Raw genomic sequence first — 16,227 nt, 5'->3', positions numbered from 1 at the left:
CGCGGTTGCCCGCTATTTGGGATCCATTGCGTGCCGGCCGAAGTCCGGCATTGCCGTGTCCTGACCCGCCTGGATGATCGAGCGGCGGATTGCCCGCGTGCGGGTGAAGAGATCGAAGAGCTTGTCGCCGTCGCCCCAGCGGATCGCCCGTTGCAGATAGGCAAGGTCTTCGGAAAAGCGGGCGAGCATTTCGAGGATCGCATCCTTGTTGTGCAGGCAGACGTCACGCCACATGGTCGGATCCGACGCCGCCAGACGCGTGAAGTCGCGGAAACCCGAGGCCGAATATTTGATGACTTCGGACTCGGTGACCGTTTCCAGGTCGTCCGCCGTTCCCACGATGTTGTAGGCGATGATGTGCGGAACATGGGAGACGATCGCCAGCACCTTGTCGTGGTGCTCGGGGTCCATCTCATCGACCATCGAGCCGAGCGTCTCCCAGAAGAGCCTGAGCTTCGCGATGGCCTCTTCGTCGGCGCCGACGGGCGGCGTGAGGATGCACCAGCGTCCGCGGAAAAGTCCGACGAACCCGGCATCGGGGCCGGAATGTTCGGTACCCGCAATCGGGTGGCCGGGGATGAAGTGGACCGTATTGGGCAGATGCGGCGCCATCTGCGCGATGACCGAGCCCTTCGTCGAACCGACATCGGTGACGATTGTGCCGGGCTTCAGATGCGCGGCGATCTCGGCGGCAACGGCGCCGGAAGCGCCGACCGGCACCGAAACGACAACGAGGTCGGCATCCTTGACCGCCTCAGCCGCCGAAAGCGTGTAGCGGTCGCCGAGGCCGAGCTCGCGGGCGCGGTTCAGCGTCGCGGCACTCCGTGTGGAGACTACGATCGTGCCTGCCAATTGTTTCTCGCGGACTTCCCGGGCGATCGACGACCCAATCAGGCCAATACCGACAAGGGCGATCGTTTCGAACTGTTGAGCCATTATTTTTGTCCCATAAATTCAGTCAATGCGGCGATGACGCCTTCGTTCGCTTCCTCGGAACCGATGGTCATGCGGAGCGCATTGGGAAAACCGTAAGCGCGCACGGAGCGCAGGATAAAGCCGCGGGCTGTCAGGAACGCATCCGCCTCCTCCGCCGATTTCCCGCCCGTCCCCGGAAAGTGGATCAGCACGAAATTGGTTACGGAAGGTGTCACACGCAGACCGATCGCCTGCAATGCCGCGGTGACTTTCGCGAGCCAGGTAAGATTGTGATCGACCGCCACGGCAACGAAGGCCTGGTCGCGGATCGCTGCCGCGCCTGCGGCGATCGCAGGTGCATTGAGATTGAACGGGCCGCGTACGCGATCGACGGCATCCACGATCTCGCGCGGGGCAAACATCCAGCCGATGCGAAGCCCGGCGAGCCCATAGATCTTCGAGAACGTCCTCGTCATCACGACGTTGCGATTGCTCGACACCAGTTCCAGGCCCGCTTCGTAATCGTTGCGCCGGACGTATTCCGCATAGGCAGCGTCAAGCACCAGCAACACCCCGGAGGGAAGGCTCGCGTGCAGCCGGCGGACCTCGTCCACCGGGATATAGGTGCCTGTCGGGTTGGCCGGATTGGCGATGAAGACGATCTTCGTCCGTTCCGTCACGGCCGCGAGGATCGCATCGACATCGACGCGCGCATCCTTTTCCTTGACCGTGACTGCTGCGGCGCCGGCGGCCAGGATCTGAATCTTGTAGACTAAGAATCCGTGCTCGGTGATGATTCCCTCGTCGCCCGGACCGAGATAGGTGTGGCAGAGAAGCCCGAGCAACTCGTCGGAACCATTGCCGCAAACGATATTGGCCGGGTTCAGGCCGTGAACCGCAGCGATCGCGTCCTTCAACGCTTGCGCCTGACCGTCCGGATAGCGTTCGAGATTGAAGGCTGCGTTCCGGAACGCCTCAAGCGCGCTCGGACTTGGACCGAGCGGCGTCTCGTTCGACGAGAGCTTGTGAACCTTGGCAACACCCGGCGCATGCTCCTTGCCCGGCACATAGGCGGCGATGTCCAGAATGCCGGGACGCGGCTGCGGGCTCTTTGAAACAAGGTTCATCGGATCGGCTTTCACGGGAGGAATTGTGGCAAAGCCAATAGCCGGGCAGAGGAAATTTGTCGAGTGCGACAGCCCTGCCTTATGGGGCTTTGACCTCTGGTAACCGTTTGCGCGTGCTTGGCACGCCGTGCGGTGCCAGCACCGGAACGAAGACGCGGCGCGAAGCGCGGACGGCCACCGGCAGGCCCTGATAGAGCCGTTTTTGCGCCTCGACGATGATCACCCCGGAAAACACCGGCCAAAGCGAACGGCCGAACCGCTCCAGGCTGTGCCGCAGGCGAAGGACGATCTTGCGCTTCGACGGTGGAAAGAACAGCGCCTCGGAGGTGGCGCCCGGCGTGAAATTCGTCTCGCGGAGCAGCGCCGTCAACTGACCGCGCGAATAGGGTCGTCCCGAGCCGAACGGGGTGTGCTCCATCCGCGCCCAGACGCCGCGGCGATTCGGAACGACGATAACCAGCCGGCCGCCGGGCGCAAGGACCCGCCAGATTTCCTTCATCGTTTCGCGCGGGCTTTCGGCGAATTCCAGCGAATGCACCATCAGCACGCGGTCGATCGACGCGTCGGGCAGCGGCAGTTCCTCGTCGAAGACCAGCGCCGTCGAAGACAACTCGGCGACTGGCCAGTTCACCGCACCCTGCCCGGCCGGCATGAAGGCGAAGGTCCGCTCGGTGTCCGCCCGGAAGCGCTCGAGATAGGGAACGGCATAGCCGAGCCCGACCAGCCGCTCCTCGGGCAAGCGCGCCCAGACCGAGGAGAGCGCCATGCTGACGGAATGCTCCGCCATCCGGCCAAGCTCGGAATGATAAAATTGGCGAAGATCGACGATATCCGTGTGCATGGCCAACATGTTAGCTTTGGGGCGGTAGACTTCAAGGCGAGCCTCGCTACATTCGGCAGAAGCGGTTTCGCCCGCAGCCCTCGTCACACCCGATCGGAGGACCTCATCATGGCCGCGCTCGAACTCGACCTCTTCCTCTGCCGTACCGATAATTTTGGTGTGCTTCTCCATGATCCGGAGAGCGGCGCAACGGCATCGATCGATGCACCGGAGGAGCAACCGATCCTCGACACACTGGAGCGGCGGGGCTGGCGCCTCACGCACATCCTGACGACCCACCACCATGGCGATCACGTGGCGGCGAATGTCAGTCTCAAGGAACGCTTCGGGGTTACGATCATCGGGCCGAAAGGCGAGGCATCGAAGATCCCCGGCATCGACAGGAGCGTCGGCCAAGGGGACCATTTTGATTTTGCCGGTCATCCGGTCGAGGTCATCGAAACGCCGGGACATACCGCGGGCCACATCTGCTTCCATTTCCCACAGGACAGGATGCTGTTTGCCGCGGATACGCTGTTTGCACTCGGCTGCGGGCGACTGTTCGAGGGAACTGCCGAGACAATGTGGCAATCGCTGAACCGGCTGACGGCGCTCCCCGACGACACGTCGGTCTACTTCGGCCACGAGTACACGCTTACCAACGCGCATTTCGCCGTGACGGTCGATCCCGAAAACGCGGCCCTCAAGGCGCGCGCCGCTGAGATCGAAGAGACGCGCTCGGATGGCGGGTTCACCGCGCCGACGACCATCGGCCTCGAAAAGCGGACCAATCCGTTCCTTCGCGCGGGCGATCAGAAGATCCGCAAGCATCTCGGGATGGAGGGCGCCAGTGACGCGGAGGTGTTTGCAGAGATCCGCAAGCGCAAGGATAATTTCTGATGGACGTCTCACGGGATCTCACGCCAGCCGCGATTGTCGACGCGCTTGGATTGGCGAGACATCCGGAGGGCGGCTGGTATGTGGAGACCTTCCGCGACGACCTCGGCGCGCCGCGCAGCCATTCGACGGCGATCTACTATCTTCTCGAAAGGGGCGAGCGGTCGCACTGGCACCGCGTCCGTGACGCGGCCGAAATCTGGCACTATTACGCGGGCGCCCCTCTCGAACTCAGCATCGCCGAGCCGGGCAAACCGGCTTCGCGCTTTCGCCTTGGACCGGATTTGCTTGACGGACAAAGGCCGCAGCACGTCGTCCCCGCCAACTGGTGGCAGTCGGCCGCCTCGCTCGGAGACTGGACGCTCGTCGGCTGCACCGTCGCGCCGGGATTCGATTTTTCCGCATTCGAGATGGCGGCCCCCGACTGGCAGCCGCCAAAGAACTGACGCCTACTCCGCCGGCTGCGGGGCAGTCCTGCTCTTGCGAAAGACCATGTCCCTCGCTGCCAGCACCGCGCCGCCGGTCACAAGCAGGCAGGCTGCGGCTATTCGCCACGAGGGTTCCGCAAAGCCGAAGAGGATCAGGACCAGCGTTGAGAGAACGGGCGCCGCATAGCTTGCAACGCCGAGGAGCTGGATATCCCCGTTCTTCACGCCGAAGTCCCAGGCATAGAAGGCCGCGCCGACCGGCAGAAGGCCAAGCCCGGCGACGGCAAGCCACTCGAAAGCCGTCTGCGGCCAGATCGTCGTCTCGAGACCGAGGTGGCAGAGGAATGAAAGGATGGAGGTCGCCAGGCAGAATCCGGTCACGACATCGGTCGAAACCGCGTCGAAGCGGCGCGTCAGCAAGGAATAACCCGACCAGGTGAAGGCGCAGAGAAATGCCGCGCCGTAGCCGAGTGTATACGCCTCGTCGAAGGCGACGCCATTGCGGGCGACGATCAGGATGGTGCCGCCAAGTCCTGCGAGCGCCCCGGCGATATGATACCAGCGAAGCCTCTCTCCCGGCAGCAGCGCCGAGCCGACCACGATCAGCAGCGGCCAGAGATACGCGATAAGGCCCGCCTCGACCGCCGGGGCGTTGCGAAGCGCGGTGAAATAGAGAAAGTGGTAGCCGAAAAGACCCGCAATGCCGATGATCCAGACCTTCGCGGGCTGTTTCAAAAGCGCGAATCGCTCCGGCTTCACAGCCAGTACGACAATGCCCGGCAGGCTGCCGATCAGGAAGCAGATCGCCGAAAGCTGGAACGGCGGCATCTTGCCCGAAGCAGCTGTAAAGAGCGCCAGCAGCGACCACATCAGGATCGCGGAAAAACCGATCAGCGTTGCCTTGAACTTCATTCCTGTCCCCACGCCCGGCTCACCTTCGTGAAAGCCGCGTCAAATCAATCATGCCCTGCTACTGCATGTTTCCTTAAATCGTAGCCGATTTAAGGATAAAAACATGCGGCAATTCAAGGTGCTACAGCGTCCTTTGCGCGTCTGATAAGACGCGCGGCGCTATAGTTAGCGCCCGTTCGCGACGAGCGAAAGAGAAGATCGGGATCGATCACCCGCCGAATCGCGTCGCGGAAACGGTCACGGGACCAAGCTTGGTCGGGATGCGGACATAGACCGGAGCATAGACATTGACGGTCTCGGCTTTTGCGAACCAGATCTCCATCGTCTCCAGCCGGCGCAGATACTCGACGTCCTCACGACCCTTCCTGTATCCCGCCTTCGGCACGAAGCGGACACCACAGACAATGACTTCGCCGTTAAATCCCCGGGTCTTGAAGGCTCGGGTTCCCCTGGGCGACAGCTTGATGTCGAGCCGCGATTCGCCATCGAAAATCGGCAGCGTATTGGGACAGACCCGGCTCTTCCCCGGAATGATCAGCCCGGAGAGCGGATCCAGCACGTTGCGCATGTCGCGGCTCGTTACTGGCACCCAGTTCTTCGGGAGCGGGTTGCGTTTCGGGGTCATACTCGCACGCACGACATTGCCGTTGCGGAAGGTGACGCTGATCGCACGCGACTTCCTGCCGCTGCGATAGGACATCGAATATTGCGAGGCGCGCAGATGATCATTCCCGATCACCCCGGAAACGCGTGTCTGGCCGGACGTGCGGCTGATGATGTCGACGAGGCCGGCCGAATTCAGTGTGCCGGAAATCGTGTAGCGATTCTTTTCAAGCTCGGTGTGGAAAGTGGCCCGCGCGAGCGGCAGGCCGGCAAGCGAAATGCTGTAATCCGTTTGATGCGCGATATCCGCAGCCGAGGACGCTGTGGAAAACATCATCGCGGTCAGCAATGCTGACGCCCGGAAGCCATTGCGCCTGTTCATGCCCGAAAGCCCTGTCGTTCTGCCGTCGTTGCAATTCTCTGGGATGCAAGCCGTTTGCGGCTTTTTTTGCGCCAAATCCTTAAAATACAACCGCGGCAATGGAGAACAAGCGTCGCCTCTTCATTCCACGGTCTTGTGAGAGAAATAGCGCAGTGAAGAACGGCTTGGAATGGGTATGGACGCCGATTAGTGTATCCCGATGAGCGATCGCCTTACGAGACCGGCTGGAAAATCTGCGGTTTTTCGAGAATGCGCAGTGTTTGGCTTGACTGGCAGGCCTTCTCTGACTATAGAACCGCGACTTTCCAATAATGGCCAACAGGAACGCGGCCTGGGCTCTGGGCCCGCTACCGCATTGTCCGGCGGCGATAAAGAGAATAGGTGTACCATGTCCCGTAGTTGCGAATTGACCGGCAAGGGCGTCCAGTCGGGCCACAATGTCAGCCACGCCAACAACAAGACCAAGCGCAAGTTCCTCCCGAACCTGTGCAACGTCACGCTGATTTCCGATGCTCTCGGCCAGCGCTTCCGTCTGCGCGTTTCCGCAGCCGCTCTCCGCTCGGTCGAGCACCGCGGCGGTCTCGACGCTTTCCTGCTGAAGGCTGACGAGAACGAGCTGAGCATGCGCGCTCGCCTGCTGCGCCGCCAGATCGTCAAGAAGACCGCTGAAGCAGCCTGATCGCCGCCAGCGCTTCTGACAAGACTTAAAGGCTTGCGGGCTCTGTCCGGCAAGCCTTTTTCTCGTGTCGCCACATATTCATCCGCCGTGCCTGTCCCGGCTATGTCGTCTCCAACTGGTGGCATCACCCAGGATAAAAAAATGCTGACCAACCGCACGTTCTTTATCTATGTCGCGCTCATGACCTCGGTGGTCGTGGCGTCGAATTTCCTCGTCCAATATCCCCTTCCAGGCTCCGTTGCCGGCATGAACCTCGGCGATCTCTGGACCTGGGGCGCTTTCAGCTATCCCTTCGCGTTCCTTGTCACGGACCTCACCAACCGCCATTTCGGACCGCGGATTGCGCGCCGCGTGGTGGTTGCCGGTTTTGTCGTCGGCGTTACCTTCTCGATCTATCTCGCGACGCCGCGCATTGCGATCGCTTCCGGTTCCGCGTTCCTGTTCGGACAGCTCCTCGACATTTCCGTGTTCAACCGGCTGCGCCGGCAGACCTGGTGGCATGCACCGCTCGCCGGCTCCCTCATCGGCTCGGCATTGGACACAGCGATGTTCTTCTCCTTCGCCTTCGCGCCGTTCTTCGTGTTCTTTGGACCGAACGACAGCTTTGCGCTGGAGACCGCCCCCCTGCTCGGCGCGCTTGCTGCGGAAGCACCGCGCTGGATCTCCTGGGCGCTTGGCGATCTTTTGGTGAAGATCCTTTGCGGCATCGTGCTGCTCTTGCCCTATGGAGCGCTGATGAGCGTCATCAAGCCGATGCCGGCAGCCAGCGCCACCGCCTAAGGCCAGTACAAAGATGTTTACGGGGTCGCGATGCGGCCCCGTTTTCATTTGGGAGACGACGAGTTCGTCCCGTCAATCCAGGATCAGCCGGAATTCAAGCATCAGGTTGCGTTCGAGAATCGAATGATTGTCATCGGAAACGACGATCACGCGAACCTCGCCGTCGGGCCGAACGACGACATCCAGCCCCTCCATATTATCGATCTGATAGCTCATGTCGGCCTTGAGCAACACCTCGCCGTCGACCACGGCGCCCGGACGAATGTCACCGGCGGCAATCCGGCGAATGCGCATGCCGAGGCCGGAGGCGAGATTGAACCGACGCTCCAGGAGAAGCAGGTCGCCATTGGGCAGGAAGTCACCGTCGGTGACAGCATAGGGGCCCTCGCGAACGACCGTGAACGCGCCTTTCATCGGCCCGTCCAGAATCCCCGCCAGAAGGTTATCCGCCTTGTCGACGCTGCGTTCCGCGACTGTGACCGCAGCACCGCGAAGGGGACTGTCCTTTGGCGCGATCGCTATGGTTTCGAGGCCGCCATTGACGCGCAATTCCTCGACGGGGAACGGCAGGGCCATTTGCCGGACGGGCTTCGAGCGCGCGAAGCCCGGATCGGGATAGATCTCGATACGGGCCAGCTGCTCGAAGCTGACGATCGCCTCCCCTTCACGCAAAGCCAGGCCCTCGGAGTCCACCCTCCACTTTTTGAGCTCAGCACCACCATTTCCATCGGTCATTGATGTCACGGTCAGCTCGGTCAGGCCCTGAAGCCTCCCAGCATCGTCGCGGACAACGGCTCCCTCGATCCAGTGGCCGGTGTCCATCACGGCGACGAAGGAATCGCTGCCGGGTCGGAACCGGATCGCGGAAATTGCACCGAGCAGCGGGTTGGACGACGTCATTTCGATCCCGCCGATAAATTCGAGCCCGCCAAACACCGTTTGATCGGAGCCGGATCTGAATTGCGTTACCTGCCGGCTCTGAACGGGTACGATCTCGCTCGCCGGCCCCGCCTGGGCGATCGTGGCCGATGCCAGAAGGGAAAGGACAACAAGGCTTCGACGGAGCATATGAGAGGGACCTTCGGAGGGCAGGATGGGGCCTGGTAAGGCAGGGAACGACTTCGCAGGAGGGGCCGATCGAACCGGTCCAAACCATCGGCGCCGTCGGTATCGGGCCATAGAAATCCGATCGGCTCCTAGCCCGCGCGGCGCGTGCGCCCCGGGCGCCGATGCATGCTTTCGTCCTCGAAGAGCGCTGCAAGCTGCTCCGTCATCGCACCGGCCAGTTCGTCCGCGTCGACGATGGTCACGGCGCGGCGGTAATAGCGCGTCACATCGTGGCCGATGCCGATCGCCAGAAGCTCGACCGGCGAGCGGGTCTCGATCTGCTCGATCACGGCGCGCAAATGGCGCTCGAGATAGTTTCCGGGGTTCACCGACAAGGTGGAATCATCGACCGGGGCGCCGTCCGAGATCATCATCAGGATGCGCCGCTGCTCCGGCCGCGCCAGCAGGCGGTCATGCGCCCACATCAGCGCCTCGCCGTCGATGTTCTCTTTCAGCAGGCCCTCGCGCATCATCAGCCCGAGATTGCGGCGTGCGCGACGCCAGGGCGCGTCTGCGGACTTGTATACGATGTGCCGGAGATCGTTGAGGCGGCCGGGCGACTGCGGCTTGCCGCTCGCGAGCCATTTCTCGCGCGACTGCCCGCCCTTCCATGCCTTGGTGGTGAAGCCGAGGATTTCCACCTTGACGCCGCAACGCTCCAGTGTGCGGGCGAGAATGTCGGCGCAGGTCGCAGCAACCGTGATCGGCCGGCCGCGCATCGAGCCGGAATTGTCGATCAGCAGCGTCACCACGGTATCGCGGAAGGTCGTGTCCTTCTCACGCTTGAAGGACAGCGGTTGCATCGGGTCGATGATGATGCGTTGCAGTCTGGCCGTGTCGAGATACCCTTCCTCGAGGTCGAACTCCCAGGAGCGATTCTGCTGGGCCATCAGACGACGCTGTAGCCGGTTGGCGAGGCGGCCGACTGCCCCCTGCAGGTGAGCCAGCTGCTTGTCGAGGAACGCACGGAGGCGGTCGAGCTCCGCCTCGTCGCAAAGCTCCTCGGCGGTGATTGTCTCGTCGAATTCCCGCGTAAAGACGGTGTAGTCGACCTTCTCGTTGAAATCCGCGAAGGGATGGTTCGGCCGCTTGACTTCGCCTGGCGTCTCGCTCTCCTCGTCGCCCTCATCTTGGAGGTCGTCATCGGAAATCTCGGCGCCGTCCATCTCGCCTTCTTCCATCTGCTCCTCGGCAGACTGGTTTTCGTCGGCGGGCGCGGCATCGGAGCCTTCTTCCTCGTCGCTGGCGTTCTCGTCCTGCTCCTGGCTGCGCGGTTGATCCTCGTCGGTCTCGCTTTCCTGTTCGTCCGGCTCGATATCGTCCTCGCCGTATTTCTCGGCGACATCCATCGACGACAGCATGTCGCGCACGACGCGGGCGAAGGCCTGCTGGTCATTGATTGCGGCCGACAGATTGCGCATATCCGCTGAGGCCTTGCCCTCGATGAAATCGCGCCAGAGATCGAGCACCTTGCCGGCCGATGCCGGTGGCCTCTCCCCGGTCAGTTTCTCACGCACGAGAAGCGCCACTGCCTCTTCGAGAGGCGCATCAGACTGGCTGTCGATCGCCGCGAAATTCGCCTTGGCGTATTTCTCCTCGAGCATCGAGGTGAGGTTGTCGGCGACTCCGGTCATCCGCAGCGCACCGATCGCCTCGACACGGGCCTGCTCGACGGCATCGAAGATGGCTCGCGCGTCCGCCCCCTGCGGCGACATCGTCGCGTGGATGCGGGCGTCATGGCACGCCTTGCGCAGCGCCATGGAATCGCCGAGGCCCCGCGCCACGGCCAACTCCTGCCGACTGGGGCGCTTCGAGACCTCCGGTAGCCGGATGCGCTCGCCCGCCATTCCGGGGCGCTCATTCGCAAAGGCGACCTCGAGCTCGGCGTCGCCGGCAATCGACCGGATACAGCCGGAAAGCGCCCGCTTGAACGGCTCAGCGGCGTTTTCCCTCGTGTTCGGCTTCGCCTTGGAGTTCGAGCTCACGACAATTCCTTTTTCAGCCAGATACGGTGACATCCGGGGCGCTCAAGTCCGCTTGACCGTGAGAGTCCGCGGGGGCCGGCTTCTGCCCGAGGCCGGCAGCAGAAACCCTCAGGCGGTGGCTTCCAGCACGATGTTGGCGGCGCTCTCCTTGAGCTCGACACCGAAGGCCCGCTGGTAGTGCTCGGCGACCAGCGCCCGCTCCAGCTCGTCGCACTTGTTGAGGAAGGTCACGCGGAAGGCGAAGGCGATGTCGCCGAAGATATAGGCATTCTCCGCCCAGGTGATCACCGTACGCGGGCTCATGACAGTCGAAAGATCGCCGTTGATAAACGCTGCGCGCGTGAGATCGGCGACGCGAACCATCTTCGATACGGTCTCGCGCCCCTTGTCGGCGGTAAAGCCCTTGACCTTGGCGGCGACGATGTCGACTTCCTTGTCATGCGGCAGATAGTTGAGCGTGGTGACGATCGACCAGCGGTCCATCTGCGCCTGGTTGATCTGCTGCGTGCCGTGGTAGAGACCGGTCGTATCGCCAAGACCCACCGTGTTCGCCGTCGCAAACAGGCGGAAGGCCGGATGCGGACGAATGACGCGGCTCTGGTCGAGCAGGGTCAGGCGGCCGGAGGACTCGAGCACGCGCTGGATGACGAACATGACATCCGGGCGGCCTGCGTCGTATTCGTCGAAGACGAGCGCCACATTGTGCTGGTAGGCCCAGGGGAGAATGCCGTCCTTGAACTCGGTGACCTGCAGCCCGTCCTTGACGACGATCGCATCCTTGCCGACGAGGTCGATACGGCTGACATGGCTGTCGAGGTTCACGCGCACGCAGGGCCAGTTGAGCCGTGCGGCAACCTGTTCGATATGGGTGGACTTGCCGGTCCCGTGATAGCCGGCGACCATGACGCGTCGGTTGTGAGCGAATCCTGCGAGAATGGCGAGCGTCGTTTCGCGATCGAAGAGATAGTCGGGATCGAGATCGGGCACATAGGCGTCGCCCTTCGAATAGGCAGGAACGCGCAAATCCGTGTCAATGCCGAAGACCTCCCGGACAGAGATCGTCGTGTCGGGGAGGTTCGAAATGTCGAGGTCAATCTTGCTCATCATGTCTCCAGAGCGGCCGCCGGTCGGCACCCGCGCATTCGCCTGCAAAAAGTGCTTTCTGTCATAATCCGCGTTGTTAGCAGAAACCAGCCTGTTTTAACAATTGATAGGCTTGAATAACCGCGCGAAAACGGTCCTCCGATCCCCTGTCTCCGCCATTTGCATCAGGGTGATGTTTCTTCACGAGATCCTTGTAGGCCGTCTTGATATCGGCGGCCGTTGCCGAGGCCGCAAGGCCGAGCGTCTCGAAGGCCTTGGCTTCGAGCGTTTTCAGTTTGCGCAGGCGCGGTTCGTGCCGGGCCGAGCGGGCACGCGCCTCGCTGAAGAAGCCGAACGGATCGCGCATGCGGGCTTGCGCCCCCGCCGTGCCGGAGCGCATCTGCGACTGCGTTGGGCCGCTGCGGGCGCTCTTGTTGACGCCGACGGTCCAGGTCGGGCGATGGCCGGTCACGGCTTCCTTCTGGTAGCGCGCGATCTCGGTATCGGACAGCCCGGAGAAATAATTGTAGCCCTTGTTGTACTCCTTCACGTGCTCGAAGCAGAACATGAAGTACTCGCCCTCGGCATTGCGGCCGACGGGAGCCCGATGCATCGCCTTCTTGTCGCAGCCGTCCCACTGGCATACGGGCGCAGACGGCTCTGCGCGCGGCTCCACCTTGCGGCGCGTACGGATGCGATCGAAGTATTTTGAATCGAGTTTCATAGCCGACATTATGGGGTTTGGAGGCCCCCACAACAAGAATTGACAAAGCGGAATGTTGCTGGCTTTGTGCGAGCTTTTTGCACCGCCACAGCATGCTTCCTTAAATCGATTACGATTTAAGGAAGCATGCTGCACTTCAAAGTGCTACAGCGTCTTTGCGCGTCTGATACGACGTGCGGCGCTGCGGGGCCAATGCGGACAGCACTTCGTCTCGCAGCAAGCAGGGAAATAGGACGGAAGAATGTCGCTGCAAAGCCGTATCGAACAGAAACTCATCGAAGCCTTCCATCCCGAGCGCCTCGCGGTGATCAACGAAAGCCATCTGCATGCCGGTCACCAGCCCGGTTTCGACGGCGAAGGCGAAACGCATATCAGGATCAGGATCGTTTCCAGCGCGTTCGACGGCATGAGCCGAGTGGCGCGCCACCGCGCGATAAATGATCTCCTGAAGCCTGAGCTCGATGCGGGTCTGCATGCGCTCGCCGTCGAACCATTCGCGCCGGGAGAGCCGACGCGCTGGTGACGAGGCGCTAGCCGATTGGCGCATCGTCCTCGGCGGGGCGGATGCGCAGCTTTGTAATCCGGTTCTTTACCCGCTTCATGACAATGAAGCGCTTGCCGTAGAAGGTGAAGGCCTGCCGCTCTTCCGGGATGCTCTTCGATTCATGGATGACAAGACCGGCAACGGTGGTCGCCTCCTCGTCAGGCAGCGACCAGTCCAGCGCCCTGTTGAGGTCGCGGATCGGTACCGATCCATCGACGACGATCGAACCGTCGGCCTCCTGCCGCACGCCTTGGATGTCGATATCGTGCTCATCGGCGATATCGCCCACGATCTCTTCAAGGATATCCTCGAGTGTAACGAGACCCTGGACCTGACCATATTCGTCAACGACGATGGCAAGATGCAGCTTGCGCCGCAGGAAGGCATTGAGCTGATCTTTGAGATTGGTCGTATCCGGCACGAACCACGGCTTCTGCGCGATCTTGACGATATCGAGGCGCTCGGGTTCGACGTCCGGCTCAGCTAATACGCGCAGGAGGTCCTTGGAATGGACGACGCCGACGATGTTGTCGGTCGATCCGCGCCAGAGCGGCAGGCGCGTGAACGGGCTCTCGAGGATTTCCCGAATGCAGACCTCCGGCGGCTCCTCCGCGTTGATCGCACGCATCGCCGTACGGTGGATCATGACGTCGGAGACCTCGAGTTCGCCGAGGTCGAGCACGCCACCGAGCCGGTCGAGGTCCGCCTTGATCACGGATCCCTCCCGGTGAAGCAGATCGACAGCGCCCCTCAGTTCCTCATGCGCCGACAGCATCGGCATGTCCGACGAAAGCTTTACGCCAAAGAGGTTGAGGATGCGCCGGACAATCGCATTGACGAGCGCCGATACCGGGCCAGCAACGGCGACCAAGGGGCTCACTACCGGCGCCACCGCGCGCGCGAAGCGATCCGGCGAAGCAATCGCCCAGCTTTTCGGCAGCACTTCGGAAAATATCACGAGCAGCACGGTCATCCCGAGCGTTGTAATCGCCACGCCCATGTCGCCAAAAAGGCCGATCAGCAAGCTCGTCGCCAGCGAAGAGGCAAGAATATTGACGAGGTTGTTGCCGATGAGCAGCGTGCCGGTCAAACGATCGCGCCGCTCGATCAGCCGATTGACGAGACCGGCGCGCTGGTCGCCATTGCTTTCCAGCATATGCATCCGTGACCGCGAGGCAGCCGTCAGTGCGGTCTCCGAGCCGGAGAAGAAGGCGGAGAGCAGCAGAAGGCAAATGATCGAAACGAGAGACAGCCAGTATTCCGCCAGAAAGGCTAGAAACGCGTCGCCGGTCATTGGGGGTGCTTCTCCTTGAGGAAGCCCAGCACCTCCGAGGACGGCACATCATCCGCGACGAAGGACTGGCCGATGCCCCTTGTGAGAATGAAGGTGAGCTTGCCACCCTTCACCTTCTTGTCCTGGGCGATCGCGTCCATCAACCGTTCGGCCGGCGGCAGCTTGCCGGGTATGTCGGCGATCCGCGTCGGCAGGCCGACTGCCTTGAGATGGGCTTCCACGCGCCGCGCATCGTCGGGGCTTGCGAGATTCATGCGGGAGGAGAACTCGTGGGCCAGCACCATGCCGATCGCAACGCCCTCGCCGTGCACCAGGCGCGCGCTGTCGTATTCGGTCGCCGCCTCCAGAGCGTGGCCGAAGGTATGCCCAAGATTGAGAAGCGCACGCAGACCGTTTTCGCGCTCGTCGGCAGCAACGACGTCGGCCTTGGCCTGGCAACTGACGGCAATGGCCTCGATCCGCGCCGCCCCCCCGGCGAAAACGGCCTGCCAGTTCCGTTCGAGCCAATCGAAGAATTCCGGCTTGTCGATCAGGCCGTATTTGGCGACCTCCGCGTAGCCCGCCCGGAACTCGCGCGGGCTCAGCGTGTCGAGCACGTCCGTGTCGGCGAGGACGAGATCGGGCTGATGAAAGACACCGATCAGGTTCTTGCCATGAGGCGAATTGATCCCGGTCTTGCCGCCCACGGAGGAATCGACCTGTGCCAGCAGCGATGTCGGAACCTGGATAAAGCGCGAGCCGCGGCGGACGATACCGGCAGCAAAGCCGGTGAGATCGCCGATGACGCCGCCTCCGAGGGCGATCACCGCGTCGTTCCGCTCGATCCTGGCGCCAAGCACGGTCTCGCAGACGGGAATGAGGTGGTCGAAGCTCTTGGTCTTTTCGCCCGCGGGAAGAACGAGCGAGACGGCCTCGATGCCAGTTTCGCCGAGGCTCGCCATCAGCGGCTGAAGATAGCGCGGGGCGACGTTCTCGTCAGTTATGACCGCCATCTTCCGACCCTTGAGGCGCGACGCGATTTCCTTGCCCGCCGCGGCGATGAGGCCGGGACCGATGAGGATGTCATACGAGCGATCTCCAAGGTCTACACGGACCTTGCGCTCGGCGGCGGGTATCACATGGCTAGTCATGGCTTTGAGCTTTCTGGCGATCGGCGATGGCGGTAAGAACCTCCTCGACGATCATCTCCTTCCTCACATCGCGCGAGAGGACCGTCAGATCCGCCTCGGCATAGATCGGGTAACGCGCGCGCATCAGGTTTTCGAGTGTCTGCTTCGGGTTCTCGGTTTTCAGGAGCGGCCGCGTATCGCGTTTGCTCACCCGCTCCCACAGAACGTCGAGCTCCGCATTGAGCCAGACCGTAACGCCGCCCTTCTTGATCTGCCGGCGCGAGCGCTCGTTGATGTAGGCCCCGCCACCGGTCGAGACCACCCGCGGACCGGATCTTAGCAGACGTTTCAGCACGCGGGCCTCGAGAGCGCGAAACTCTTCCTCCCCGTAGGCCGCGAAAAGCTCGCTGATCGTCATGCGGGAAACCCGTTCGATCTCATGATCGGAATCGATGAATGGAACGCCGAGCGCCTGTGCGGTCAGTCGACCGATCGCCGATTTTCCCGCCCCCATCAATCCGATGAAAACGAGGTTGCGCTTACCGAGGGCGAGCTTCGCCCGTTCGGCAAGCGTCGCGGAAACCGGTTCGGTCACGTCGTTCATTGCACTTCATTTTCCCCATTCCCCTCCGATATCGACAAATCGGCGGGGAGCGTCAAGTCGTCGCGCGTGCCGGGCGACGCTTCTTGAACTCGGCGGCGCGCCCGTTCATATAGTTCACGCATCCGCAGCAAGCGCACGTCCATCCAGACATACAGGAATTGCTGCAGCACTTTGAAGAACGACTGCATGATTTCTAAACCAGCTCTGATTTAAAGGAGTCATGCAGAGGAGACC

The 16,227-nt window shown here is 62.2% G+C and carries 18 protein-coding genes; 5 read left to right on the top strand and 13 right to left on the bottom strand.

All coding sequences use genetic code 11. From position 1 onward, the window contains the following. Positions 1–12: 12 nt before the first annotated feature. The 3 genes from QN224_RS24005 to QN224_RS23995 all read right to left on the bottom strand — a co-directional run bounded on the left by QN224_RS24005 (position 13) and on the right by QN224_RS23995 (position 2,892). Positions 13–936: a prephenate/arogenate dehydrogenase family protein gene (locus QN224_RS24005; protein ID WP_283978652.1), complete on the bottom strand. Its 924-nt coding sequence runs from the start codon at positions 934–936 to the stop codon at positions 13–15. Then, on the bottom strand, positions 936–2,042 hold the full coding sequence (gene hisC, locus QN224_RS24000; protein ID WP_283978651.1) for a histidinol-phosphate transaminase: 1,107 nt from the start codon (positions 2,040–2,042) through the stop codon (positions 936–938). The genes QN224_RS24005 and hisC overlap by 1 nt, the downstream gene beginning before the upstream one ends. Positions 2,043–2,121: 79 nt before the next feature. Continuing rightward, positions 2,122–2,892, bottom strand: coding sequence for a class I SAM-dependent methyltransferase (locus tag QN224_RS23995; RefSeq protein WP_173509256.1), 771 nt, complete (start codon positions 2,890–2,892; stop codon positions 2,122–2,124). 99 nt (positions 2,893–2,991) lie between these two features. Here QN224_RS23995 and gloB point away from each other — a divergent pair, with 99 nt between their 5' ends. Next, the gene (gene gloB / locus QN224_RS23990; RefSeq protein WP_283978650.1) at positions 2,992–3,762 is read left to right on the top strand and encodes a hydroxyacylglutathione hydrolase; all 771 of its coding nucleotides are present in this window, start codon (positions 2,992–2,994) and stop codon (positions 3,760–3,762) included. Then, positions 3,762–4,205, top strand: coding sequence for a cupin domain-containing protein (locus QN224_RS23985; protein ID WP_283978649.1), 444 nt, complete (start codon positions 3,762–3,764; stop codon positions 4,203–4,205). The genes gloB and QN224_RS23985 overlap by 1 nt, the downstream gene beginning before the upstream one ends. Positions 4,206–4,208: 3 nt before the next feature. On the opposite strand, the gene QN224_RS23980 is transcribed toward QN224_RS23985, so the two are convergent. Both QN224_RS23980 and QN224_RS23975 read right to left on the bottom strand, forming a co-directional pair. Then, positions 4,209–5,099, bottom strand: coding sequence for a DMT family transporter (locus tag QN224_RS23980; protein WP_283978648.1), 891 nt, complete (start codon positions 5,097–5,099; stop codon positions 4,209–4,211). Positions 5,100–5,307: 208 nt separating this feature from the next. After that, positions 5,308–6,084: a DUF3108 domain-containing protein gene (locus QN224_RS23975; protein WP_173509252.1), complete on the bottom strand. Its 777-nt coding sequence runs from the start codon at positions 6,082–6,084 to the stop codon at positions 5,308–5,310. 388 nt (positions 6,085–6,472) lie between these two features. On the opposite strand from QN224_RS23975, the gene rpmB reads away from it, so the two are divergent. Together rpmB and QN224_RS23965 are read left to right on the top strand one after the other, a co-directional pair. Next, the gene (rpmB, locus tag QN224_RS23970; protein ID WP_136508834.1) at positions 6,473–6,763 is read left to right on the top strand and encodes a 50S ribosomal protein L28; all 291 of its coding nucleotides are present in this window, start codon (positions 6,473–6,475) and stop codon (positions 6,761–6,763) included. Between the two features lie 141 nt (positions 6,764–6,904). Further along, positions 6,905–7,543, top strand: coding sequence for a VUT family protein (locus QN224_RS23965; protein ID WP_283978647.1), 639 nt, complete (start codon positions 6,905–6,907; stop codon positions 7,541–7,543). A gap of 72 nt (positions 7,544–7,615) precedes the next feature. Here QN224_RS23965 and QN224_RS23960 read toward each other — a convergent pair whose 3' ends face one another. From QN224_RS23960 to QN224_RS23945, 4 genes are all read right to left on the bottom strand, one after another. Next, positions 7,616–8,611 carry an esterase-like activity of phytase family protein gene (locus QN224_RS23960; protein WP_283978646.1) on the bottom strand — a complete coding sequence of 332 codons (996 nt, stop codon included), beginning with the start codon at positions 8,609–8,611 and terminating at the stop codon, positions 7,616–7,618. Between the two features lie 128 nt (positions 8,612–8,739). After that, positions 8,740–10,668, bottom strand: a complete 1,929-nt coding sequence (gene cobT, locus QN224_RS23955) for a cobaltochelatase subunit CobT (protein WP_283978645.1) — start codon at positions 10,666–10,668, stop codon at positions 8,740–8,742. Between the two features lie 75 nt (positions 10,669–10,743). Beyond that, positions 10,744–11,739, bottom strand: coding sequence for a cobaltochelatase subunit CobS (gene cobS, locus QN224_RS23950; protein WP_136508830.1), 996 nt, complete (start codon positions 11,737–11,739; stop codon positions 10,744–10,746). 76 nt (positions 11,740–11,815) lie between these two features. Next, entirely contained in the window at positions 11,816–12,451 is a 636-nt protein-coding gene (locus tag QN224_RS23945; protein WP_173509248.1) for a J domain-containing protein, read from the bottom strand. Positions 12,452–12,683: 232 nt separating this feature from the next. Here QN224_RS23945 and QN224_RS23940 point away from each other — a divergent pair, with 232 nt between their 5' ends. Further along, positions 12,684–12,965 (top strand): BolA family transcriptional regulator, encoded by a 282-nt coding sequence (locus QN224_RS23940; protein ID WP_283978644.1) that lies wholly within the window; start codon positions 12,684–12,686, stop codon positions 12,963–12,965. 7 nt (positions 12,966–12,972) lie between these two features. Here QN224_RS23940 and QN224_RS23935 read toward each other — a convergent pair whose 3' ends face one another. From QN224_RS23935 to QN224_RS23920, 4 genes are read right to left on the bottom strand one after another with little or no spacing between them, the layout of a single operon-like run. Next, positions 12,973–14,280 carry an HlyC/CorC family transporter gene (locus tag QN224_RS23935; RefSeq protein ID WP_283978643.1) on the bottom strand — a complete coding sequence of 436 codons (1,308 nt, stop codon included), beginning with the start codon at positions 14,278–14,280 and terminating at the stop codon, positions 12,973–12,975. Further along, the gene (gene aroB / locus QN224_RS23930) at positions 14,277–15,410 is read right to left on the bottom strand and encodes a 3-dehydroquinate synthase (RefSeq protein ID WP_283978642.1); all 1,134 of its coding nucleotides are present in this window, start codon (positions 15,408–15,410) and stop codon (positions 14,277–14,279) included. Before aroB ends, QN224_RS23935 begins: the two co-directional genes overlap by 4 nt. Further along, a complete protein-coding gene (locus QN224_RS23925; RefSeq protein ID WP_283978641.1) occupies positions 15,403–15,993 on the bottom strand; it encodes a shikimate kinase in 591 nt (196 codons plus the stop codon). The genes aroB and QN224_RS23925 overlap by 8 nt, the downstream gene beginning before the upstream one ends. Continuing rightward, positions 15,990–16,181, bottom strand: coding sequence for a hypothetical protein (locus QN224_RS23920; protein WP_283978640.1), 192 nt, complete (start codon positions 16,179–16,181; stop codon positions 15,990–15,992). Before QN224_RS23920 ends, QN224_RS23925 begins: the two co-directional genes overlap by 4 nt. Positions 16,182–16,227 lie beyond the last annotated feature (46 nt).

It is taken from the genome of Sinorhizobium sp. 7-81 (assembly GCF_030124405.1).
Taxonomy (GTDB): domain Bacteria; phylum Pseudomonadota; class Alphaproteobacteria; order Rhizobiales; family Rhizobiaceae; genus Sinorhizobium; species Sinorhizobium psoraleae.
The sequence above is the reverse complement of the archived record's forward strand: the minus strand, read 5'-3'. Positions and strand labels throughout refer to the sequence as shown.